We start from the raw sequence: 20,561 nt of genomic DNA, 5'->3' as shown, positions 1-20,561 counted from the left end.
TATAAACTTGGTATTTACCTTGATAATTCCTTTGATAATGAATATTCGTTGTTGATTGTCTAATATGCACTTTCAAATGTTGTCTAATTAAATAAAAAATCACATCTTCAAGGACAATATTCAAAATTTTCTTTTACATATGATAATATGACTATATAGTCCATATAATGGATGCTACATACAGAATCTTTTAGTTTATCGCCAAGATAAAACATAAAAGGAGGAGAACAAGGTGATTCAACTTACAGTAAAAGGTCAGCCTTCTCATATTCGTCATTTAGCTCATGATCCGGAATATCTATTTGCAATAGAATTCCATGATGTTACAAAGCAAATGACATCTATTAATAAAGAAGAACGGTCAGTTAAAGTAACAGCACTAATTCGTTCAGAACAATGGAACCAATTATTACAGATGATTGCAGAGGCAGGAGATTCATTAGCTGATGCAAATGAAATTATAATGGAAGGAACGATGGACCATACACCGGAAGAGGTGTATACTTTCGCTCCTGTTCATATTACGTATCGCTCTCATTTACAACAGAAACAGGAGGAGAAAGAAGCCGAAGTACATGAGAAAAAACCAGAGAGAACAGCTTCAAAAACGAAACACATTGTATCCAAGCGTGTAGAACAGCTACATGCAAAATACGATGGAGTTTGTCAAAAGTGTGGTCAACGGTGTGATAAGCGAATAGTGTCTATCAAAAAAATACAATCCAAAATGGGAATTGTTTGTCCGGATTGCAAAAATGATACAACATTTTTAATTGAAGACGTGAAAAATCAGTTGCAACAAGAGCTTATCCAACGAAATTTGTTTTCTACAAAACAGGAAATTCTATCTTATTTTCAAAAATTTTGTGCTCAATTCGCACTTATAAATCATCAAGAAACAAATCGCAAGTATTGGTCATGGGATAAGAAACAACTATGTAGAGAAGTTCATATTTCAAAAGAGGGCACTGTATATAAAGTAAGACTAAACGAAGGAGGACGATGTATTCCTACAAAATTCCCTTCTCAAATTACCATTAAAGAAAATACATTTCAGGTGTACCATCCATCCACAGAAATGCGGATGGACAGAATCAGGGCACTGTCAGATGCACAAAAAACAAGTATTGAAGAGACAGAAATCGAAAAGCAAATTCATTGCTATGAGACTACGAAAATGTTCTCGGAAAAAATCATTGTTAAACGTGCAGATAATCCTAAACGATATCAAGTATTATCTGGATACGCAGCCTATCAAGCTGCAAAGAAGATAAAACCTAGACATATCAATGTGACGGTTGTTGTTGATGTGTGTAAGGAAGTTGTACAGAATACCTAAAACAAAAATAGGCTTATATAAATTAGTTATATAAGCCTATTTTTGTTTGTTAAGGTAAATATATCTATACTTTTTTCAAGGGTTATAAGGAAATAAGAAATTCCTTTCTATTTTGATTTTCCCAAAAACTATGCAATGAAAATACCCTAGAACAGTAGCAGGGGTACGGCAACGATTCCTTCTTTTTGGATCCACTCAAAATATCCATAATTTGTTTATGGGGTCCAAAGCAAATTATGGATATTTTGCACCAGAACCGAATAAATAATAAGTAAATTCATAAAATTGAATAAACACTTGTCATAATTAATAAATTTGATATATATTTGACCTATGTTTGTGTCTCAGGTTCTATAAAAAAAATGGTTTTAGTTTTAATTAACACCGATGTAACATTTTAACTGTTGCAATCACTTTTGAAGAACACACCAATGTTTTCATTTGAGTTTAACAGGGGAGAAGAGGACAAAAAACGCTATACCCGTTAAGTTCTTGGTATTTTCACTCTAAACCATTAACAAGTTCGGTTTGCCAATTGCTTGGATAAAGGTAGAAAATATATCTCAATTCAATTAACTGAGCGGTTTTTTCTAAACTGTTTCTTTTCTGACTTCGTCATAGTTTAAATTTTTCTTTGGTAATACCAAGTGCTATTTTTATACTTAAAATGAAAATGTTTTCTATTATTTACTGTTTAGTATTTTTAAGTAATTCTATTAGACTTACCATGTTTGTGTTTATGTACCTTTTCAAAAGAACCTTAAAATTTAGGAGGTGACAAGTTTGTTAGATTTAAAATTTTTCAAATCTAATAATTGTAAATTTATCAATGTGAAATCTTTGACAATACTAAACCTATACTAGGAGAATATATATGTCCACATCTAAAATATTACGAGGAACTGCCCTTTTAAGTGGTGCAACATTAATTTCCCGCATATTGGGTTTTATATATTTTTTTCCGTTTCAATTATTAGTTGGAAAACAAGGGGTAGCTCTTTATAGCTATGCATATACTTGGTATGGTATTTTATTAAGTTTTTCAACAGCAGGAATACCTATAGCCGTTTCTAAATTTGTTGCAAGGTATAATGCGTTAGGGGATTATAATACGAGCAAAAAACTATATAAATCTAGTTTGAAATTAATGGTTCTTTTAGGATGCATTGGCTTTACTATTTTATTTTTAGGAGCTCCTTATGTATCTGAACTTATTATACGCTCTAAAACTCCTGCACCTGGATTTGTTGAAAACGTAACATTTACGATGAGAGCCCTTAGTTTTGCCCTTATTATAGTACCAGCCATGAGTGTAACAAGGGGATACTTCCAAGGATTCCAACACATGAAACCTAGTGCTATTTCACAGATTGTAGAACAAATTGCCCGTGTAGTGTTTATATTAGTAGGGAGTTTTCTTGTCACAAAAGTATGGAAAGGTACGATTGCTTCATCTGTGGCAGTCGCAACATTTGGTGCATTTATTGGCGCAATTGCTAGTGTGTTTGTATTACTTATCTATTGGAAAAAATATAATGGATTAAAACCTAAACCAGGTGAACGAAAAACACGTTCTTCTTACATTTCTTTAAAGAAGATGTATTTAGAACTAGTTCGTTATGCAATTCCTATAGTTTTTGTGGGTATTGCTATTCCTCTCTATACATTAATAGATCAGTATACAGTGGCTGATATCTTAAGGGCTAGAGGATCATCCCAAGAACAAGCAGATGGCGTTTTTTCTTATATTACAAACTATGCACAAAAACTAATTATGATACCGACTTCATTAGCTACAGGATTTTCACTAAGTATTATTCCTGCTATAACAAAATCTTACATAAATAACGAAAATGAGGATTTAAAGAAGCAAATCACAAAAATTTTTCAGGTGGTGTTATTTTTCACGGTCCCAGCAGCTATAGGTCTAGGATGTATTGCCTATGACATATTTAAAGTTGTTTATATAAATACGCACATTGCAGCTGAAGGTTCAGGATATTTACTTTCATTCGCACCATCTGCTGTATTGGTAGCCGTTTTTACCGTTTCAGCAGCTATATTACAAGGGATTGATTATCAAAGGAAAACTATGTTTGCTTTTTCCATTGGTATTCTTGTAAAACTGATTGTAAATATACCATTGCTTTATCTGCTTGGAGGACATGGTGCAGTTCTAGGAACAACAATGGGTTACGCTATTTCTGATGTTATTTTAGTATTATATATTGTTAAATATACAAAATTTAATTATAAAAGGGTTGGAAAAAGTTTTCTTTATATTGTGCTGTATTCAATAATCATAGCTACTTTAATTATGGGAATAAAATTACTTATTACTTTTTGGATGCCAAATAACACATACATAAAATCACTTATTATAGTTATAGTTTGTGGGACCTTAGGTGGTTTCACCTACTTTGTACTTGCTATTAGGGGCAATAACACTTCAGATATTCTAGGATACCAACTAAAAAACATCCCTATTCTTAGACGTTTCCAAAAAACATAATCCATACAAGCCCTAGAACGTATAAAGAAATAGTTAAAAGGGAGCACACATATCCATCAACTTAAGGGAGTTTAATACTACAAGTACCAAAAAACGTTATTGTTTCTACACAAGCTAAATTAGAAATAATAACGTTTTCTTATAAATCAGCTACTATTGCATTTAGATGAATTAATCGATAGCAAGTGCCTCCTTATAACAAATCACACTCGTAAAAGTTGCATTTTCATCGTTTTAAAGAACTTAGAAGAATACATATAAATTGTGTAACTTAATCAATGTATTTCCTTAAAAATTTTACCGATTGATTTATTCCACCTTTACTATCAACATAATCATTTCTTTCGATTGTATCACAACCATCGAACTTAATTTTATCTAATGTAGTAAATAAAGAACCAAAATCTACTTCTCCATTTCCCGCAGCTGTTTCTTTATTAAGGTTAATCCTCGTTCGTTAATTTTCTTACAATCTTTTATATGGGGTTATATGACATAGTTCTTTAAATGAAGTATATTATCAATTGGATCTTCATTTATATCACTAATAATATTTGCTGGATTAAAATTAATGGCTAAACCTTTTGAATTAATATCCCTCGAAATTTTTTAAATATTATTTACTTTTTCAGAGTCATACTATCAGTATGTCCAAGATTAGGAGATTACTTGCAAGAGTCTTAGAATTTTTGCACTAGAACCTGTTTTTTATCATGTCTAACTTTCTCTCGAAATCCTGTTGTGCATTTACTTTCGCAAGCATATATGTTGGGCGTGTATAGCCAAACTCCATACGATGAAGCATAGTATAAATGCTAATTTACGGATGTACACTTTTGACTGAATAAATATGCTCTAAAACGATTGCGGAAGTATATATGAAATATAGCTACTAAGCCATTTTAGTCAAAAATATATGTACAAGGATATCTGTTGTACATTGTTTTTTTACTTTTTCATACATGTAGTTGAATGGGATTTGTGTAACAAAACCGTCTCAACTATATGTGTGCCAACAACTGAAGCGTTAGCGAAAGGCGTTAGTCCATTTCTAACAACACACAATTTCTGTCGATATTTAAAGCATTTCTGTACAACTTTATGCAAGCAAAACTGTACATTTAAGAATAATCATTTACACATGCGACGAATTCCTTCTCGTGACATACCGACATTGAATCGATCTATGGTAAATTTTGAATGATTTTCGTATTCCAATAGGATTCTTGCACAAATCCGAGCTCATCAGGTGTTTGTCGAATCTAGATTTCGAACAGTTCCTCTTGTTTTCTCTGAGACAAGTATGATGGTTTGTGAGAGGTGAATTTACATTTTAAAAATTGGCCTTAATCGCCTTATGTAAACAAACGAACGTACTCAGAAACATTTTTACAATTTAAACATAAACAGGAAACGACCTCAATTCCCATACCTGTTTGACTTATTTTTCTTGTTGGATTAATGTTTCCATTGTCCAGCCGTGTGTTTCAGTTATTTGTAATACTTTCATCCCTATCACTCCTGTACATCTAAGATATCTGCAGTGTAGCCGGTTAAGAGAAGAGATAAACGTATGTCCAAGAGAGAAATTGAACTTATATATATAATAATCAAATAAGATTAATGTGCTTTTTATGAATATTCCTCAAAGCAAGTATATCTTTTACTTTTCAAGGAATTATATTGGCGCATATATCTTCCGCATTTCTTATTGATACAAGTGTAGTTTGTGGTTAATATATTTTCGATCCTTAAAGTTAGCTGTATGTGTATAGGCAATGGTAAATAAAATTAGTATAATTGTATTTTTCCGAAAAAAAACAAAAATCAAAATAATTGTTTACGTATTAGGATAAATTTGGTAATATAATTAACGTAATATTGTAAAAAATGCATGTAAAAGGAAGTGGTTTTATCTTTGTTTTTATTCTTATACTTATACTGCTTGTATTAGGTTATTTAATGCTTTTCAATAAATTTTTTACCAGTATTAAAGAACTACAGTACAGTGTTTTCAGGATGCCTGTGACGGAGAGTGGTAGGAAAACGGAAATTGCGGTTGAAAAGTTAAACGGAAAAAGGTTTGACTTCTTGAAGCCTGAATATTATGAAGGAAACAAATTAACTGTTATCCTAATTTCATATGGAGAATGCGTTTATTGTTTTGAATTTTTTGATTTTTTGTTGAATTTAATTAAAAATAATAAATATTTAAATTTTATTAATATTGAGGCTAATTTAGAAATAAGTAATATGTTACATCAGAGAGAAAGCCATATGGATTTAATATTTAATAAGATTACTGTTCCTTTAGATTGGATGAACAATCTACATATCACATCATTCCCTACTTATGTAGTACTAGATTCAAGTGGAACCGTAGTCCATGCATCTGTAGTCCATTTAGCCGTAGAGAAGTATTTGCAAAATATAAAGTGAAAGGAGGTGAAGTAAATGTTTGAAAAGTTAATCGGTATTGAATATAAAGAAGCAGTCCCTTGTAAGTGCACGGGAGTCAGCTATTCTTGTAACCCTGGCCCTTGGTGGTGCACAGTTACAGGCGGTTTACTACAAGTTAAAAATTATTGGGATTGTTATACTGCAGAACTTTGTAAAACAGAAGAAATTGGCTGTAATCATAATTGCCGACCTAGTTGAAAATATAAAGTGAAAGGAGGTGAAGTAAATGTTTGAAAAGCTAATCGGTATTGAATATAAAGAAGCAGTCCCTTGTAAGTGCACGGGAGTCAGCTATTCTTGTGTAACGCATTGGGCTTGTTTGTTAGCAGGAAGTGCACGCCGAATGAAGAAGTATTGGGATTGTAATAGCGGAGAACTTTGTAAAACAGAAGACCTTGGGTGTGATATTACATGTCGTTAAATACCTATAATAGTAATTATAGTATTTAGCTGAGCAGTTACAAGGAATTTAATTATTCTTGCTTTTTGGTTATGTAAGGTGAATGTATACATAATGTAATCTTACATAAGAAATTATAGTTATTTTTTAACAAGATTAACTCCAAGGATAAAGATATACAGTCTTTATCCTTGTTTGTCTACCAATTCTAACTGGGAGAATCAGATGTTATATGAAAATAAGAGCTCTAAAAAAAGTAGCAAAATTACTTTGGAAGAATAACAAAATATCATTAATATTATCGATAATAATACATATTATAGAGGCATTACTCCCTCTTGCAACATTATGGGTGACTAAAGAATTAGTTAATGAGATTTCAAATATAATTGAAAATCATCATAATAATTACTTAAATGTAGTTTATTTATTGCTCGGACAATTTGCAATTACAGTACTTTCGGCTATGATGACAAGCCTTGATAGCTTAATTTTCAAAAAGATGGAACTCAATCTTAACTATTATGTAGAGAAGAATTTATTACTAAAAATGAAAAAAATTCACTTCGAATTCTTTGAAGATCCTACATTTTATAATAAAGTTACCAGAGTAGCTGGTACAGGAAATATCTCTTCTCAATTATTATCTCCTGTAAAAAGTGTATTCTTAATAGCTAGTAATATCATAAGTGTATGTACTTTATTATCATTTCTTATTCATATACACTGGACTCTGGCTTTGCTTAGCATTATTTGTTCAGGTCCATTTTTATATTTTAATGCTATGTTTGGGAAACAACAATTCCAATTAGCAAGAACTCAGACACTGAATATGAGAAAAGCAAATTATATTAAAGCACTCTTATACGCTAAACAAAGTGCAAAGGAAGTAAAATTGTTTAATTTAGGAGATTATTTAATCAAAAAGTGGGAGAAGTACTTTCTAGAAAATAACACTAAATTGCTAAAACTTGTGACAAAGCAAGAATGGATAAAGGTAGGTTTAATTGGAATTAAAGCACTATTATATGGCATTTCTTCTATAATTGTATTTAGAATGGTAAAATTTAAGGAATTAAAAATAGGAGATTTCGTTGTTACCATACAAACTATTCAAGATATACAGGCTAAAACAAATATTATTGCTACAGAGTTCGCTCGGATTTACTCTGAAACACTGTATGTAATAGAATACTTTGAGCTTTGTGAATTACTAGATTCAACAGTTTATGGAAAAAATGAATGCAAAACTACTCACTTTAATTTGGGAAAAGTAAAAGAAATCAAACTCAATAATGTGATTTTTTCGTACCCACATAGTAATAAAAATGCTTTAAATAACATAAGCCTTCAAATAAAAGCTGGTGAACATATAGCAGTAGTAGGTGAAAATGGTTCAGGAAAGACTACATTTGTTCAATGTTTATTAGGCCTCTATAAACTTAAAGAAGGAAATATCACAATAAACGGATATGATATTAGGGATTTGAATCCTGAAGAATTTAATGGTAAGTTTTCAGTGATATTCCAAGATTTTATGAAGTATTCTTTTTCAGTAAGAGAAAATATAGCTTTTGGCGATATTGAAAATATGGATAATAATGAAAGGCTTAATTTTGCAGCACAAAAAAGTGGTGTACAACTTTTTATGAATAGGTTTAAACATGGTTTTAATACTCATTTAGGTAAAATATTTGAGCAGGGAGAGGATCTTTCTGGAGGACAGTGGCAAAAAATTGCCATTGCACGTGCATTGTTTCGAAACTCAGAAGTTATTATATTAGATGAACCTACATCTTCACTAGACCCGAAAAGTGAACTTGAAATTTATAGACAATTCGAAGAAATTTCTAAGGATAAAATTGCTATTTTTATTTCTCATAGATTAGCATCCACCAAAATGGCAGATAAGATTATTGTAATGGATAAAGGCGAGATAAAAGAAATAGGAACCCATAAAGAGTTAATGGATTTAGAAGGTAAGTATTATGATATGTATCAAGGACAATATCAAATGTACGTAAGAGAAAGCATAGAAGTGAGTAGAGTATAGTGATAGATAATTTAAGATTAAATAAAAGTTGAAAGGATAAATATAGATGGCAGAGTTAATTTTCTTTTTACGTATTATTATTGGAACTGTTTTGATTAGTGCTGCTTTTGATCATATTCAAAATTTTAATGAATACAAGTTAACTATAAGAAATTATAAAATGATACCAATTTATTTAGAGAAAACCATATCTCTTATAAATATTGGGTTAGAATTATTAATTGGAACAATGATTATTATGGGATTCCATCAAGTTTTAGCTTTTAGTAGTGGTGGAATATTATTTGGATTTTATGCAATAATTATTTCCTTGAGTATTGTAATGGAGCGTAACAATATTACATGTGGATGTGGTGGAATACTGGGAAATCATGAGGTAAATTGGAAGTTGGTAGTACGTAATGTATTATTTGCAGGCGTTTGCTTGTATATGTCATATAAAGTGAATTATTACAGTAATATGGATGGATTTATATTAATTGGATTTAAGACTTTTAATTATAATTCATTGCTTATTGTTGTTGTTGCTACTTCAACTTTGTTAATATATACAATTTTCACAAATATTTTATCTATTAAACAAAAACTTAATGAATTATGTCAATAGAGGAGAATTGGAGAAGAATATGGAAAAAATATTAATGATATCTATTATTGTACTTAGCCTAATTATGATCTTACAATTAGCGTTCATGTATAAACTTGCTAGATATGTTGCTACGTTCCTTAATCGGTTTAGGGCTTTAGGTTCTGGAAGGATTGAGATGGAACAGTTAGAAGTTGGGCACAGAGCGCCTGTTACCAAGTTTAAGGATACTAAAGGTAATAATGTAACTCTTGAAAAGAAAAATTTAACATCCAGCATTGTATTTTTTAAGGGAGATACATGTGCTACTTGCATAAAGATTGAAGAGAAACTATCTAGTTTTGTAAAAGCGTTACCAAAGCATGAGCAACTTATAATTGTTCAAAAAGAATTACCAGAGAAGGCTGTCAATAATGTACCGTACGTTGTTAGTCCGCAAGCTTTTCAAAGTTTTAGGGTGGACAGAGTACCGACAGTATTTATTATAGATAGGGATGGGAATATACAGAATATAAATAGAACAATTGGTGATTTTGAAGATTTTATGAATACTGTTAATAGTGTAAGGAAAGAAGTAGTTTAATTAAGGTATAGGGTTCTGATACAAACATATAATGAAGAACAAGAATAACGGTTCCGGTGCAAAAACCATTTGATAGAGACATAGAACCTACATGGACTGTTCAATGACAGATTATGATGCAATTCCAAACAACTTATGTATGAATCTAACTTCATTTTGGGCAGACTTCACCTGTGGGTGAAGTTGTCCTTTTTTTATCATATGCATGACCTCAACGCCACTCAATATAGAAGTGGCTGTTTCATACGACTTGAATCCTAACATAGAACGCACACGTTTCTTAATGAAACGGTGATCCTGTTCCACTATATTATTGAGATATTTAACTTGCCTTATTTGTATGCCCTCAGACATACGTTTCTCTTCTTTTAACTCTTGAATCGCTACGGGATAGGCTGGGTTCTTGTCTATTGTTATAACACGAGGTTTACAAATATGAGAAGCAGCCAAGGCTTTCTTGAAAAAGCGCTTGGCTGCTTGTTTATCTCTTGATTCACTTAGATAAAAATCAATGGTATTCCCTTCTGAATCGACTGCGCGATATAAATACATCCATTGACCCTTTACTTTCACATACGTTTCATCGACTCTCCAGGAATCATTTGTTGTCTTAAGATGACGTCGTACTCTTTCGTCTAATTCAGGTCCATATTGATGCATCCAACGCATAATGGTGGTGTGAGCAATAGACAAACCTCGTTCCTCCATCATTTCTACCAAATCACGAAAACTTAGATTGTACCGTAGGTACCATCTTACCGTTAATAAGATAATATCAGGCTGATAGTGCTTCCATTTGAACAAATTTTCCTTTTTCATACCGATCACACACCTTTTTTAGAGTAATAGTATCAGTATGTCCAAGATTTAGAGATTACTTGCATGTATCTTGAAGTTTTTGCACCGGAACCGGAAATATTGATTTAAGAAATAGCTTACGAGATTTTGGAGTACCTCCAGAAAAAATGGAGGCGTATCTAGCCGAAGAAAAGAAGACAAATGAACAAATATCATTTATGCTCGATATTACGCCTGGCGTTGGTGCAATAAAAGAAGGCACACAAATGATGATGGGAAAAAATCCTTTAACAAAAGAACAATATGGACCTGATGATTATGCATGGGGTACATTGGCAGTTGTTTCAGGTGGTACATCAAAAGTTGTCGGTCGAGTTTTCGGCAAAGTCGGGGAACTTGAGAAGAAAGCGAAAAACCTTGAAAAAGCAACACAAGGTACTTCAGGTATTGGGTGGAGTATGCCAAGAGGCGGAGGAGTCATCAATGACCGTAAATATTCCGAGCATGCCTTAGAAAGAATGGCTCCCGATACTGTAGAAATTAGGGCAGAACTCAATACAAGGGCGCGTGAAATGGCTGCTAAAAAGGGATATAAACCAGGAACACCGGAATACGAAGCTTTATTCTCTAAAATTGACCCTCGTGGCATGACACCAAATGTAGTTGAAGATATTATCAAAAATGGTTCCCGTTCTCCAGGTGGTCAACCTGGTACATGGCAGTATACTACTAAAGATGGTTACGTTATTATTAATGATAAGGGGGATGTTGTTACGGTTGTTCCCGCAAAGAAAAAATAAAAACAATTATCCGCTATTTATACAAATGTAATAGACCAGTACAAAGGGTAGGTTAAAAACATTGAATATTAAATATGATGAGTACGAGTTATTAGAGCTATTTGAGAGTGAACCAGAAGATTTTTTAATTGAAGGCGCATGCGTATATCTTTATAGAAAAACTGATCACTTAGGGTTTAAATTAATAATGATTATGTCAGTTTATGAAAATACAGTTAAATTAAGTTTATCTTATAATGAAGGATGTTTGTTTGATGTTAATATGGAGTCTGTAGAACGAGTCTATTCTCGTAATGATACGCTGCATATTCAATGCACAGAACAAAAAAAGGCTATTGAAGTGAGATTCAAGCCTCATTTTGCAATCAATATTAGAGAATTTTAATAATAAAACCCGTAGGAATTGATAAGTCCTACGGGTTTTGTTGGTGTTACCCCTATTGTAGGGGTACGGCAACGATTCGTTTTTTTTCGGGCCACTTGCAAAAAACTTTGCAATGTATGATAAAACGATGACTTTAAGGTAATTAGATTAGAAGTTTTCAAGAACGTTTTCTTTAAATATGTTCTGTAAACGAATCTTGTCAGATTCATCTCAAAAAGTTAACGGAATTCTAGTTCTGTTAACTTAAAGTTGCAAGTGGTCCCTAAAAGTAGTAATCGTTGCCGTGCCCCTTATTGCGAACTATAATTCTTAGATATACGTAAAGAATTGGCATACAAAAAAAGAATCCTGTCATTAGACAGGATTCCAAATAGGGGTGATAGTCGAAAAACTAGAACGCTAGTCTCGAATTTAATGTACTGCAAGCACAATCAAACCGCAATTTGCTAAAAGTTCGTTTTAACCTTATAAAAATAACGAAATATATCCCCTACAAGTCAATTTAGGCATATTAAAATCCTCCTTATAAACAGATGCGTATTATTTACTGGGGTACCGCCAGCATTTTGGAAAAAAACCACGCTAAGCAAAAAATACAATAAGCCGCCCATATGGACAGCTCATTTACATAATTATCGTTATCAGAAATTGATTAACATCAGTTTATTCGTCTTATGAAATAGAAAACTAAGGAAGACAAAGTAATAGGAAGACTAAATTTAATAAATTCCATTATAGAATAAGATACATATCCTCCAGATAATCCGATGCTCATTAAATATGTATAGGAAAAACCTAATAATATAAACAGGGGTATCCCAATACTTAATTTATAACTTCTTTTTATTTTTCTATAAGAGAATTCTCCTAGTAGACAGCCTATAACTACAGGTATACTCCCATACATGATGTAAAGAATAGCTATCGACCAGGGGGAACCCCATGATTCCGCCATACCCCCAGGGTTAATTATAAAATCCAAACTAGATGTAAATATAGAAAAGAATATGAGACATACTAAATAACTAACTATAAATTTTTTCATTGCTATCCCCCATATAATTCATAATGCTATCTTCATTATATGACAGTTACCTTTACCTAATATATATAAAATGTAATATGCATATCGTATTCATGTAAGGTTAACATAACGCCCTATTATAGGGATTCAATATATTTAGAAGACTATTAAAAGTCCTCTAGTTCGTTTAACTGGAGGACTTAGTTGCAAGAAGATAAATGGGTATCACTTTTTTGTTTTATTTTTCCTCACTAATTTTAAGCCGTTTTGCATTTCCGAAAAATGTGCTCCCAATTATGAATATAACGGAAGAAAGATACATTGTTATCCCTGAATATTCATTATCAAGTATTGTAGTATTAAGTAAATTAATAAACATCATCAATATAAGTGATATGTACAATCCATTAATATATTTCATTTATGCCCCTCCCTTACTTTTCTCTTTCATCTCTTTTTTCGGCAACTTCTATGTAATAAATAGTGGTTTCTAAAGGCATTATTTAGACTCTCCTTTTTCCCTATTTTACCATTTAAAATGACTCTATTCATTTTTTTATACATTCCTATCTTGGCGTGGGTTTCAGGGTTCCCGTTTGTTATTGGATTGGCCGAAAAACTGTATAAAATCTTGCATGCTCTTAACGTTATTAAAACTACTTATTTTTATTTCAAAACTGCTGTCACTTTAGGAGTTATCTTGCATCTATTTTAAGTGTTATTTTGCATTCTAAATATACATAACTAAATTTTAAGGTACATCTTCCATTACTACTGTAGTCGTAGAAATAAAACTTCTATGTTCATAACTTAAAAGTTTTGAACATGGGTTTGAGATGTGATAAAATCAGTACATTGACCTACATCAAAACTTATGGTCAAAAGTAAACGTAGAAAAGGTGAGATTTTGGTTAAATATGGATATGCTAGGGTGAGTACATTGAACCAGGATTTGGAATCTCAAATTCAAATGTTAGAAAAAGAAGGTTGCGAGAAAATTTACTCTGAAAAATTTACAGGTACAAAATTTGATAGGCCAAAATTTCAAGAACTACTTTCTGTACTAGAAAATGGCGACACACTTGTTGTAACAAAATTAGATCGTTTTGCACGTTCGGCTGAAAATGCAATCCAAACGATTAAAATGTTATTTGAAAAAGGAGTTAAGGTACATGTCATTAATATGGGAGTAGTGGAAGACACGCCAACTGGTCGATTGATGTTTAATATCATGAGTGCATTCGCTGAATTTGAAAGAGATATGATTGTAGAACGTACACAAGAAGGAAAAGCGATTGCTAAGTTGAATCCAGATTTTAAAGAGGGGCGACCGAAGAAATATAATAAAGAGCAAATAGAACATGCCCTCGGTTTGTTAGAAACAGAATCTTATAGGAAAGTGGAAAGAAAGACGGGAATTAGTATAAGTACCTTGCAACGGGAAAAAAGAAATCGTTTAAAAACTGAGTGAATAAGAAACAGAGGATGTTTTTGGGAAACATTTTCAAATAAGACCGTATTTTGTATGTATATTTAAAAACCACGATACCGTCAGGCGCATTTTGAGGCGTTTAATTATAACTATGTGTATTAAACCTTTTAAAACTGCAAATTTCGTTCAATTAAAATTTTAATTTTTAAGTTAAAATGTTGTATATTGGAACTAAGTTGAAATTTAAATAGAACCCCTATATTTCTTTTAAGCAAAAGTATAAAAATATCTTTGTTCTGGTCATAAGTTTTTGGATCATAATTTTTTTCATGTACGAAGAAAGCCTGTTACAATGAGAAAATGGCATAGGGTATGAGAAATATAGAGCTATAGAATATATAAGGGAGAGGTTTCATGAAATCAACAGGAGTAATTCGAAAATTAGATCCATTAGGGATCCCGCCAACAAAACGCGAATTTCGTACGCTAAGGAATTTTCAAGGCGAAAAATAGATTTCGCCGTACGTTAAGAAGGTTCCATAAACGATATTTCGCGTTTTGTTGGTTCTAATCCAAATACTAAAAGTAATTACTATCTATTAGTATTTAAGATACCTAAACATTTATTTAAAACATCTTCATTATTAATAATAATAATACGGAGTTTTTTTCGGGCTCTTGTAACCATTTGAAAGAGCATTTTTGTTACATCATAATAATACTTAATCCCTCTAGTTGTTAACTGTCCGTTTTCGTTGTAGAAAAAGTACTCATCTATCACAGCAACTACATTATCATATTCCTGTCCCACTACATTATGTGCACTTTCATCAATTGAACTTTGAAATTTATCATATGGAAAATTATCGTATTGGGAAGGTGTATATCTTATTATTTTCCATTCTTGTTCTCTTAGTACTTCCATATAACTAAGTGCCCCAACATTTGATTTAAAGTAATGGATATCAACATTAGAGTAATCTTGATTTGAATCTCTTTTAGACAAATCAAACAAGTTTTTTATGAACGCTGCCAATTCTTTATTAGTTCTAATCTTATCTGTCAGCTTATAATGAGTAGGGGAGACCTGTTCTTTTATAAATTCAGGAATATTGTTATCAGTTTCCCATTTTGCGAGACATTGTGCAGGATCGTATGAAAAAACACATTTCGCTTTAGTTTCTTTAATTTTTGATAGTAAATCTTCTAATTGAATTTTAGATATTCGCTGAACCTCATCAAAAATTATAAGATCAAAGTTTTGAAGATTGTATAATCTATAGTTCTTAACAGGCGCAATTGTCCAGTTGTGGTTATTTATTAATTCTCTATGCCCATCATTTAAAGAGCCGCAGTGAAAAATCAGAACTCGCTGTGAATGATTTATATATTCTTTAGCAATGTCATATGTAAGTAGCGTTTTACCTGTTCCAGCATAACCTTCAACTGAAATAAAATTGGGACCAGTTTTTGTAGGTAATCTTAAAATTTGTTTTTTAACATTACCTTGATGCTCGGTCAAAAAATATCTACCTGCTAGAAAATCCTCTGTAGAATTGAATGGAGAAACTAGATAATTAGAGGGATTGAAATAATTATGTATGTTTCCTATATCTATTAACTTTTGTTTTTCAAGTTGTTCAATTAAAAAAGATATTTCCACTTCTGTAAAATCTTCATTATCATTTAGATAATAAACTTTCTTTTCTGATGCAACATACGTGAAATTTAAAACTTCTTTACCTGAGAAGCCAAGATAATACTTATTCTTTATCAACTGCTCTTTCATTTTAATTCCTGTGTTCACTTTTTTTAGTTCTATATTTATAATCGTGTTCTCACCAAAACGTAAAAGGTCAAATTCCTTTCCTATTTGATTAATTGTATAACCTATATAAAAGCCTTCTGTAATACTCACGCTTTTAAATACTGAAAGCAGCTCTATTGCTAGTGATTTTAGGTCCACTAATTCAGCATCTTTAATTTGAACATTAAAATTATTAGTGTATGAATCGAAGACAGTTTCTTCTAACGTTTCTTTTGCATTTATCAAAGATAATAAATTTATAGGTTTCAAGTTTCTCTTTCCTTTCAGAATAGGATTAACGCTCAAAATATACATAATTGATACATCTGTGAGAGTGATAATTATATTATAGGATGATGATGCATATAATGAAAATTTTTGTAATGTTATGCTTCCCGGGGTACCACCAGCATTTCGGAAAAAACCACGCTAAGAGTATGCAAGATTTTATACAGTTTTTTGGCTAATCCAGTAACAAACAAGAGCCCTGAACCCACGCCAGGACAGGAATGTATAAAAAGATGAATAGGGTTATAGAAAAAGAAAAAGGCGAATCCCTACTTTCAAAGGGAATTCGCCTTTTTCTTGCTACCGATAATGGGACGTTATGTCAACCTTATAGGTATAGGGTTGACATAATAACAGGATGTATTTGTTTTATATAAATTCCCTTTTGAACAGGGTTATATTATAAAAAACAAGAAATAGTGTTTAAAGTAGAAAGGAATGAGGAGATTTGATGAAATTAAGGTTATCTTTCATTGCCTTATCTGTAATACTTAGTGTTGCATGCGTATTCTTTGTACAAAAAAAGGATGTCATTTTTCAAGAAGGAAATCCGATACCACTGGCAATTGCTATGTCAAAGATGGTACTTGCAGATAAAAATATAATGGAAGTGCAAACAGATGATATTACCCACCCTTATTTAGTAAAACGAGGAGAGCTAGATCCTTATATTGAAATGAAAGAGAAAAACGGATGGGAATTTATAAGTAGAGATATATACGGAAATTCTTTAACTTTTCAAAAAGGAAATACAACAGAAAGTATTCCTTACAGATATTTCACACGATATTATACAATCATTAATTTCCAATATTAGTAGATGCATTTACTTCTAATAACGATAATTATGTAAATGAGCTGTCCATATGGGCGGCTTATTTTATTTGCTTAGCGTGGTTTCTTTCCAAAATGTTAGCGATACCCCTAATATACCAAGTCTAAAGTCACTCTATTATATCGGGTCTATGCTATTATACGGATATATTAGAAACCATTTAGGAGGTAACTTTTTGGATTTTGAAAGAATACCAATATTGTTAAAACGATATGATTTTAGGGGAAAAATGAATGTATGCCAAGCATATTCAAAGGAACTCATGTCTATCAATGGTTTGATCCCTATTGATGAATGGCGTGGCAAAGCATTGCCGTGGGATTTAGAGACATTTGCGTTGTTTTCTGTTATCACATTTGGGGAATATTCTGACCATAAATTTGAGGACAAAAAAGGAAGGAAACGGTTCATTGAAATAATTAATGCAATCAAGGATTATCGTCCTCCAAAATTAGAAATCGCTGAAGATAACAACAGATTTGTAGATTATTTTATGATTGTCACAGGGCTAAATCAATTTCAAATCCAAGAAGATATAGGTTATAAGATTTATCGGTATTCATATATCTTCAATTTTGAAAATGCGGATGTTAATATGAAACAACAATTTACTGAAAAATTTGGATGTAGTTACGATGAATTTAAAAAATTCGGTTTTATTATTCATTGTCTTTTCTCAAGAGAGATCAATAAATCCATAACACCAAATATCTATGATTACGTAATCAGAAGGTACAGTTTTGTAACTCAGCATCTTCTCATTGATCGAACAAATTATATATCTCTTCAAAAAAAGATAACACATGACATTACTCAATACATTTATGGCTTTAAATACTTTTATCAATTTCCTTTCATTGCTTACAATCAGGAGACTTTTCTGCCATTGCCTCACCTCATAATACAATCTGTTACGTCTTCACTTTTGTTTAGATTGACAGAAGGAAACAATACACTTCGCCAACTATTTGGAAAAGAGGTTCTTGAGAGCTATATTTTACACATATGTGGCTTATCCGAATGGTTTGAGGAGGTCATACCAGAATTCCCGTATAAGTATAAACGAAATAACAAACGTACATTAGATATAATGATTCGAAAAGGAAATAAATGTCTGATGTTAGATAGTAAAAGTATGAGTCCACGGGTTTCTTTAAGGAATCTAAAGAATCAAGATGTAGAACATACTGTTGATCGGATGGTCGAATCTGTCATTCAAGTTTATCGGCATATAACCGATCGTTTTCAAAACGAATATTACCCGTTCAGTGTGAAAGTTGACTTCTTAAAAGAAAATATTTTTGGAGCTGTTGTTTTATACGAGGATAGTTATATTCTAAGAGAAAACATAATGACTAAGGCTGCAGAAAAGCTAAAAATTGAACATGGAAGCGAAAAATATAAATATCTATGCTCTAACGTCAAGTTGATGAGCTTGTATGAATTTGAAAAAATGATATTTCAACAAGAAGACGTGCTTCAATTGCTAATGAATAATAGACAGAATGAGAGCAAGTGGTTTGATTATTCATTTATAAATTATCATGAAAAGAATGATAAGGGAGTAATTGAAGAAATCGCTCAAACAAGTGAAAATATGCAAGAGATTTTAAGGGAATTCGTACAGGAATTAGTCAAAGAAGGTCTCATATCACGGTGATAAGTAAAATGATAGTTTTTAATATTCTCTTTTAACGTGTCCAAATTGTGTTCAAGCGTACAATTTTCTTTTTTTGATATGGTGTCCTTTTGTTGATAAATAGATATTGAGCAAAAAATAAAAATACTTGTCTAACAAATAGACTAATGGAGTGAAAATATTATGTCATTAACTAGTATGCTGAAGGGTTCAAAAAAAAATGAAAAACAATTCCAAACCATCATAAAAGAAGTAACACCTAATCGAAATGATTTTCAGACATTATCCGGTAATACAGCTTTTTCCAATGAATATGATACGTTGGTGCCATACACTTTAGAAAATAACCATAACGCAATGATAGTGGGGACGGCATTTGATTATATTGCTAGATTAATGATTGCAAGAATAGTCATTAACAATCGCGAAGATTTATTTACGGAATTAGCAGCAGAAAAAGGATTGGATGTAATGAAGCAGTTTCTAGGAAAAGATAATGACATTTCAACTAGATTAGAAAGCTTCTACAACAAAGCAATAGATCTAATGATGGATTTTGTAGCCGGTGGAAGTGATATTCAAACGATAATTAAAGTATCGTGCTTTTTAGCTAATTTAGAATGTGTTTTCCGCAATCATAAGCCGCCGATGGATATACGCAAAAGCTTATTTTCCCCTCCAAGTGAAGATATAGCCAGGGAATTAGAAGCGCTGTGCAAAGTATTTGAGGAGAAATTCCTTGTTCCTGAAATTGTTCGTGAAGAAAGCAAAGTTGTGTACAACCCTAATTTTGGACTTGCCTCTTTAATGGTTAATGGTGCAGATGGCGATATAATAATTGACGGCGTCTTATACGACTTCAAAACAGGAAAATCGTTCGCATATTGGGAGGAACATGCAGCTCAATTAATCGGCTATTATCTTTTGAATGAGATTTCATTAACTGCCGAACAGTTCGACTATGTAAGTACATACTTTGATATTGAGAGAGTGGCGTTATATAAAGCACGATACGGTGAAACAGAATACTTTGAACTAAAGAACATTGATGTGAAAAAGATAGTAGAAATAACAAGCAAATTGATTCTTCATTTTGGGGAGAACTCCTCTAGTATTCGGTCATTTAGCCCCTTTGTGCCAATGTTTTTAAAAGACTACAAATCAATTGACGAAGAAATTAACGACTAAAGTCGGATGCCTAACTGGGGTTCAGCCGCATGCCCATCAACTTAAGAATTTTATAACGCCCCCAAAACAAGAATTCCATCTTACTACAGTTAATTATGAGAATTCTGTACGCTCAGATAATTTTCAACTTATTAATGTACAAGAACCTCTTTTTTGAATTTTAATAAATTCATTTTGTCATAGGGAAAATAGGATTTTACTGTTTTGCTGATGGTGAATGGATGTACTATTAGGGACCACCATATCATTTCGAGAAAATTGTACGCTAAATATTTTATAAAGGTCTTAGTGATTTAATAAACGTTTATAAATGTTTTGTATCATATTTATAAACGTGATAAACCTTGATTTTATAAGGATACAAGTTAGGTCCTTAAAGGTATACATTTATAAACAGATGTATACTTGAAATACAGAAGCATTTGCATATGC

The 20,561-nt window shown here is 31.8% G+C and carries 18 protein-coding genes; 14 read left to right on the top strand and 4 right to left on the bottom strand.

The features are described from left to right. Positions 1-232 precede the first annotated feature (232 nt). The 8 genes from ACM6HU_RS18045 (at position 233) to ACM6HU_RS18010 (ending at position 9,933) form a co-directional block, all read left to right on the top strand. A complete protein-coding gene (locus ACM6HU_RS18045) occupies positions 233-1,339 on the top strand; it encodes a hypothetical protein (protein WP_414848375.1) in 1,107 nt (368 codons plus the stop codon). 874 nt (positions 1,340-2,213) lie between these two features. Beyond that, positions 2,214-3,851, top strand: a complete 1,638-nt coding sequence (locus tag ACM6HU_RS18040) for a putative polysaccharide biosynthesis protein (protein ID WP_414848374.1) — start codon at positions 2,214-2,216, stop codon at positions 3,849-3,851. A gap of 1,890 nt (positions 3,852-5,741) precedes the next feature. Next, positions 5,742-6,290: a hypothetical protein gene (locus ACM6HU_RS18035; protein ID WP_414848373.1), complete on the top strand. Its 549-nt coding sequence runs from the start codon at positions 5,742-5,744 to the stop codon at positions 6,288-6,290. 15 nt (positions 6,291-6,305) lie between these two features. Continuing rightward, positions 6,306-6,509 carry a hypothetical protein gene (locus ACM6HU_RS18030; RefSeq protein WP_414848372.1) on the top strand — a complete coding sequence of 68 codons (204 nt, stop codon included), beginning with the start codon at positions 6,306-6,308 and terminating at the stop codon, positions 6,507-6,509. A gap of 28 nt (positions 6,510-6,537) precedes the next feature. After that, positions 6,538-6,732, top strand: coding sequence for a hypothetical protein (locus tag ACM6HU_RS18025; protein ID WP_414848371.1), 195 nt, complete (start codon positions 6,538-6,540; stop codon positions 6,730-6,732). Between the two features lie 211 nt (positions 6,733-6,943). After that, the gene (locus ACM6HU_RS18020) at positions 6,944-8,764 is read left to right on the top strand and encodes an ABC transporter ATP-binding protein (protein WP_414848370.1); all 1,821 of its coding nucleotides are present in this window, start codon (positions 6,944-6,946) and stop codon (positions 8,762-8,764) included. 46 nt (positions 8,765-8,810) lie between these two features. Continuing rightward, positions 8,811-9,371 (top strand): MauE/DoxX family redox-associated membrane protein, encoded by a 561-nt coding sequence (locus ACM6HU_RS18015; protein WP_414848369.1) that lies wholly within the window; start codon positions 8,811-8,813, stop codon positions 9,369-9,371. Between the two features lie 7 nt (positions 9,372-9,378). Then, positions 9,379-9,933: a TlpA family protein disulfide reductase gene (locus ACM6HU_RS18010; protein WP_414848368.1), complete on the top strand. Its 555-nt coding sequence runs from the start codon at positions 9,379-9,381 to the stop codon at positions 9,931-9,933. 111 nt (positions 9,934-10,044) lie between these two features. Here ACM6HU_RS18010 and ACM6HU_RS18005 read toward each other — a convergent pair whose 3' ends face one another. Beyond that, positions 10,045-10,752 (bottom strand): IS6 family transposase, encoded by a 708-nt coding sequence (locus ACM6HU_RS18005; protein ID WP_414848367.1) that lies wholly within the window; start codon positions 10,750-10,752, stop codon positions 10,045-10,047. Positions 10,753-10,898: 146 nt separating this feature from the next. On the opposite strand from ACM6HU_RS18005, the gene ACM6HU_RS18000 reads away from it, so the two are divergent. Together ACM6HU_RS18000 and ACM6HU_RS17995 are read left to right on the top strand one after the other, a co-directional pair. Then, on the top strand, positions 10,899-11,531 hold the full coding sequence (locus ACM6HU_RS18000; protein ID WP_414848366.1) for a hypothetical protein: 633 nt from the start codon (positions 10,899-10,901) through the stop codon (positions 11,529-11,531). Between the two features lie 61 nt (positions 11,532-11,592). Further along, entirely contained in the window at positions 11,593-11,916 is a 324-nt protein-coding gene (locus tag ACM6HU_RS17995; RefSeq protein ID WP_414848365.1) for a hypothetical protein, read from the top strand. A gap of 658 nt (positions 11,917-12,574) precedes the next feature. On the opposite strand, the gene ACM6HU_RS17990 is transcribed toward ACM6HU_RS17995, so the two are convergent. Together ACM6HU_RS17990 and ACM6HU_RS17985 are read right to left on the bottom strand one after the other, a co-directional pair. Continuing rightward, positions 12,575-12,961: a hypothetical protein gene (locus ACM6HU_RS17990; RefSeq protein ID WP_414848364.1), complete on the bottom strand. Its 387-nt coding sequence runs from the start codon at positions 12,959-12,961 to the stop codon at positions 12,575-12,577. A gap of 217 nt (positions 12,962-13,178) precedes the next feature. Then, the gene (locus ACM6HU_RS17985; protein WP_414848363.1) at positions 13,179-13,361 is read right to left on the bottom strand and encodes a hypothetical protein; all 183 of its coding nucleotides are present in this window, start codon (positions 13,359-13,361) and stop codon (positions 13,179-13,181) included. Between the two features lie 453 nt (positions 13,362-13,814). Between ACM6HU_RS17985 and ACM6HU_RS17980 the strand changes: the two genes are divergently transcribed. Next, positions 13,815-14,411, top strand: coding sequence for a recombinase family protein (locus ACM6HU_RS17980; RefSeq protein WP_414848362.1), 597 nt, complete (start codon positions 13,815-13,817; stop codon positions 14,409-14,411). 553 nt (positions 14,412-14,964) lie between these two features. Here the strand turns inward: ACM6HU_RS17980 and ACM6HU_RS17975 are convergent. Next, positions 14,965-16,449: an ATP-binding protein gene (locus ACM6HU_RS17975; protein ID WP_414848361.1), complete on the bottom strand. Its 1,485-nt coding sequence runs from the start codon at positions 16,447-16,449 to the stop codon at positions 14,965-14,967. Positions 16,450-16,918: 469 nt separating this feature from the next. Here ACM6HU_RS17975 and ACM6HU_RS17970 point away from each other — a divergent pair, with 469 nt between their 5' ends. The 3 genes from ACM6HU_RS17970 (at position 16,919) to ACM6HU_RS17960 (ending at position 20,129) form a co-directional block, all read left to right on the top strand. Continuing rightward, complete coding sequence (locus ACM6HU_RS17970) at positions 16,919-17,284, top strand: hypothetical protein (RefSeq protein ID WP_414848360.1); 366 nt, start codon at positions 16,919-16,921, stop codon at positions 17,282-17,284. A gap of 193 nt (positions 17,285-17,477) precedes the next feature. Further along, the gene (locus ACM6HU_RS17965; protein ID WP_414848359.1) at positions 17,478-18,962 is read left to right on the top strand and encodes a hypothetical protein; all 1,485 of its coding nucleotides are present in this window, start codon (positions 17,478-17,480) and stop codon (positions 18,960-18,962) included. A gap of 162 nt (positions 18,963-19,124) precedes the next feature. Then, on the top strand, positions 19,125-20,129 hold the full coding sequence (locus ACM6HU_RS17960) for a hypothetical protein (protein ID WP_414848358.1): 1,005 nt from the start codon (positions 19,125-19,127) through the stop codon (positions 20,127-20,129). Positions 20,130-20,561: the final 432 nt, after the last annotated feature.

Origin of the sequence: Bacillus sp. IT-79MI2 (assembly GCF_949768135.1) — a bacterium.
Classification (GTDB): Bacteria; Bacillota; Bacilli; order Bacillales; family Bacillaceae_G; genus Bacillus_A; species Bacillus_A pseudomycoides.
Note: the sequence above shows the minus strand (reverse complement) of the source record. Positions and strands in the feature narration are given on the sequence as shown.

Coding starts and splice junctions, on each gene's coding strand:
- ACM6HU_RS18040 (WP_414848374.1), top strand. CDS start 2,214: ATGTCCACATCTAAAATATTACGAGGAACTGCCCTTTTAAGTGGTGCA.
- ACM6HU_RS18035 (WP_414848373.1), top strand. CDS start 5,742: ATGCATGTAAAAGGAAGTGGTTTTATCTTTGTTTTTATTCTTATACTT.
- ACM6HU_RS18030 (WP_414848372.1), top strand. CDS start 6,306: ATGTTTGAAAAGTTAATCGGTATTGAATATAAAGAAGCAGTCCCTTGT.
- ACM6HU_RS18025 (WP_414848371.1), top strand. CDS start 6,538: ATGTTTGAAAAGCTAATCGGTATTGAATATAAAGAAGCAGTCCCTTGT.
- ACM6HU_RS18020 (WP_414848370.1), top strand. CDS start 6,944: ATGAAAATAAGAGCTCTAAAAAAAGTAGCAAAATTACTTTGGAAGAAT.
- ACM6HU_RS18015 (WP_414848369.1), top strand. CDS start 8,811: ATGGCAGAGTTAATTTTCTTTTTACGTATTATTATTGGAACTGTTTTG.
- ACM6HU_RS18005 (WP_414848367.1), bottom strand. CDS start 10,752: ATGAAAAAGGAAAATTTGTTCAAATGGAAGCACTATCAGCCTGATATT.
- ACM6HU_RS18000 (WP_414848366.1), top strand. CDS start 10,899: ATGGAGGCGTATCTAGCCGAAGAAAAGAAGACAAATGAACAAATATCA.
- ACM6HU_RS17990 (WP_414848364.1), bottom strand. CDS start 12,961: ATGAAAAAATTTATAGTTAGTTATTTAGTATGTCTCATATTCTTTTCT.
- ACM6HU_RS17985 (WP_414848363.1), bottom strand. CDS start 13,361: ATGAAATATATTAATGGATTGTACATATCACTTATATTGATGATGTTT.
- ACM6HU_RS17980 (WP_414848362.1), top strand. CDS start 13,815: ATGGTCAAAAGTAAACGTAGAAAAGGTGAGATTTTGGTTAAATATGGA.
- ACM6HU_RS17970 (WP_414848360.1), top strand. CDS start 16,919: ATGAAATTAAGGTTATCTTTCATTGCCTTATCTGTAATACTTAGTGTT.
- ACM6HU_RS17960 (WP_414848358.1), top strand. CDS start 19,125: ATGTCATTAACTAGTATGCTGAAGGGTTCAAAAAAAAATGAAAAACAA.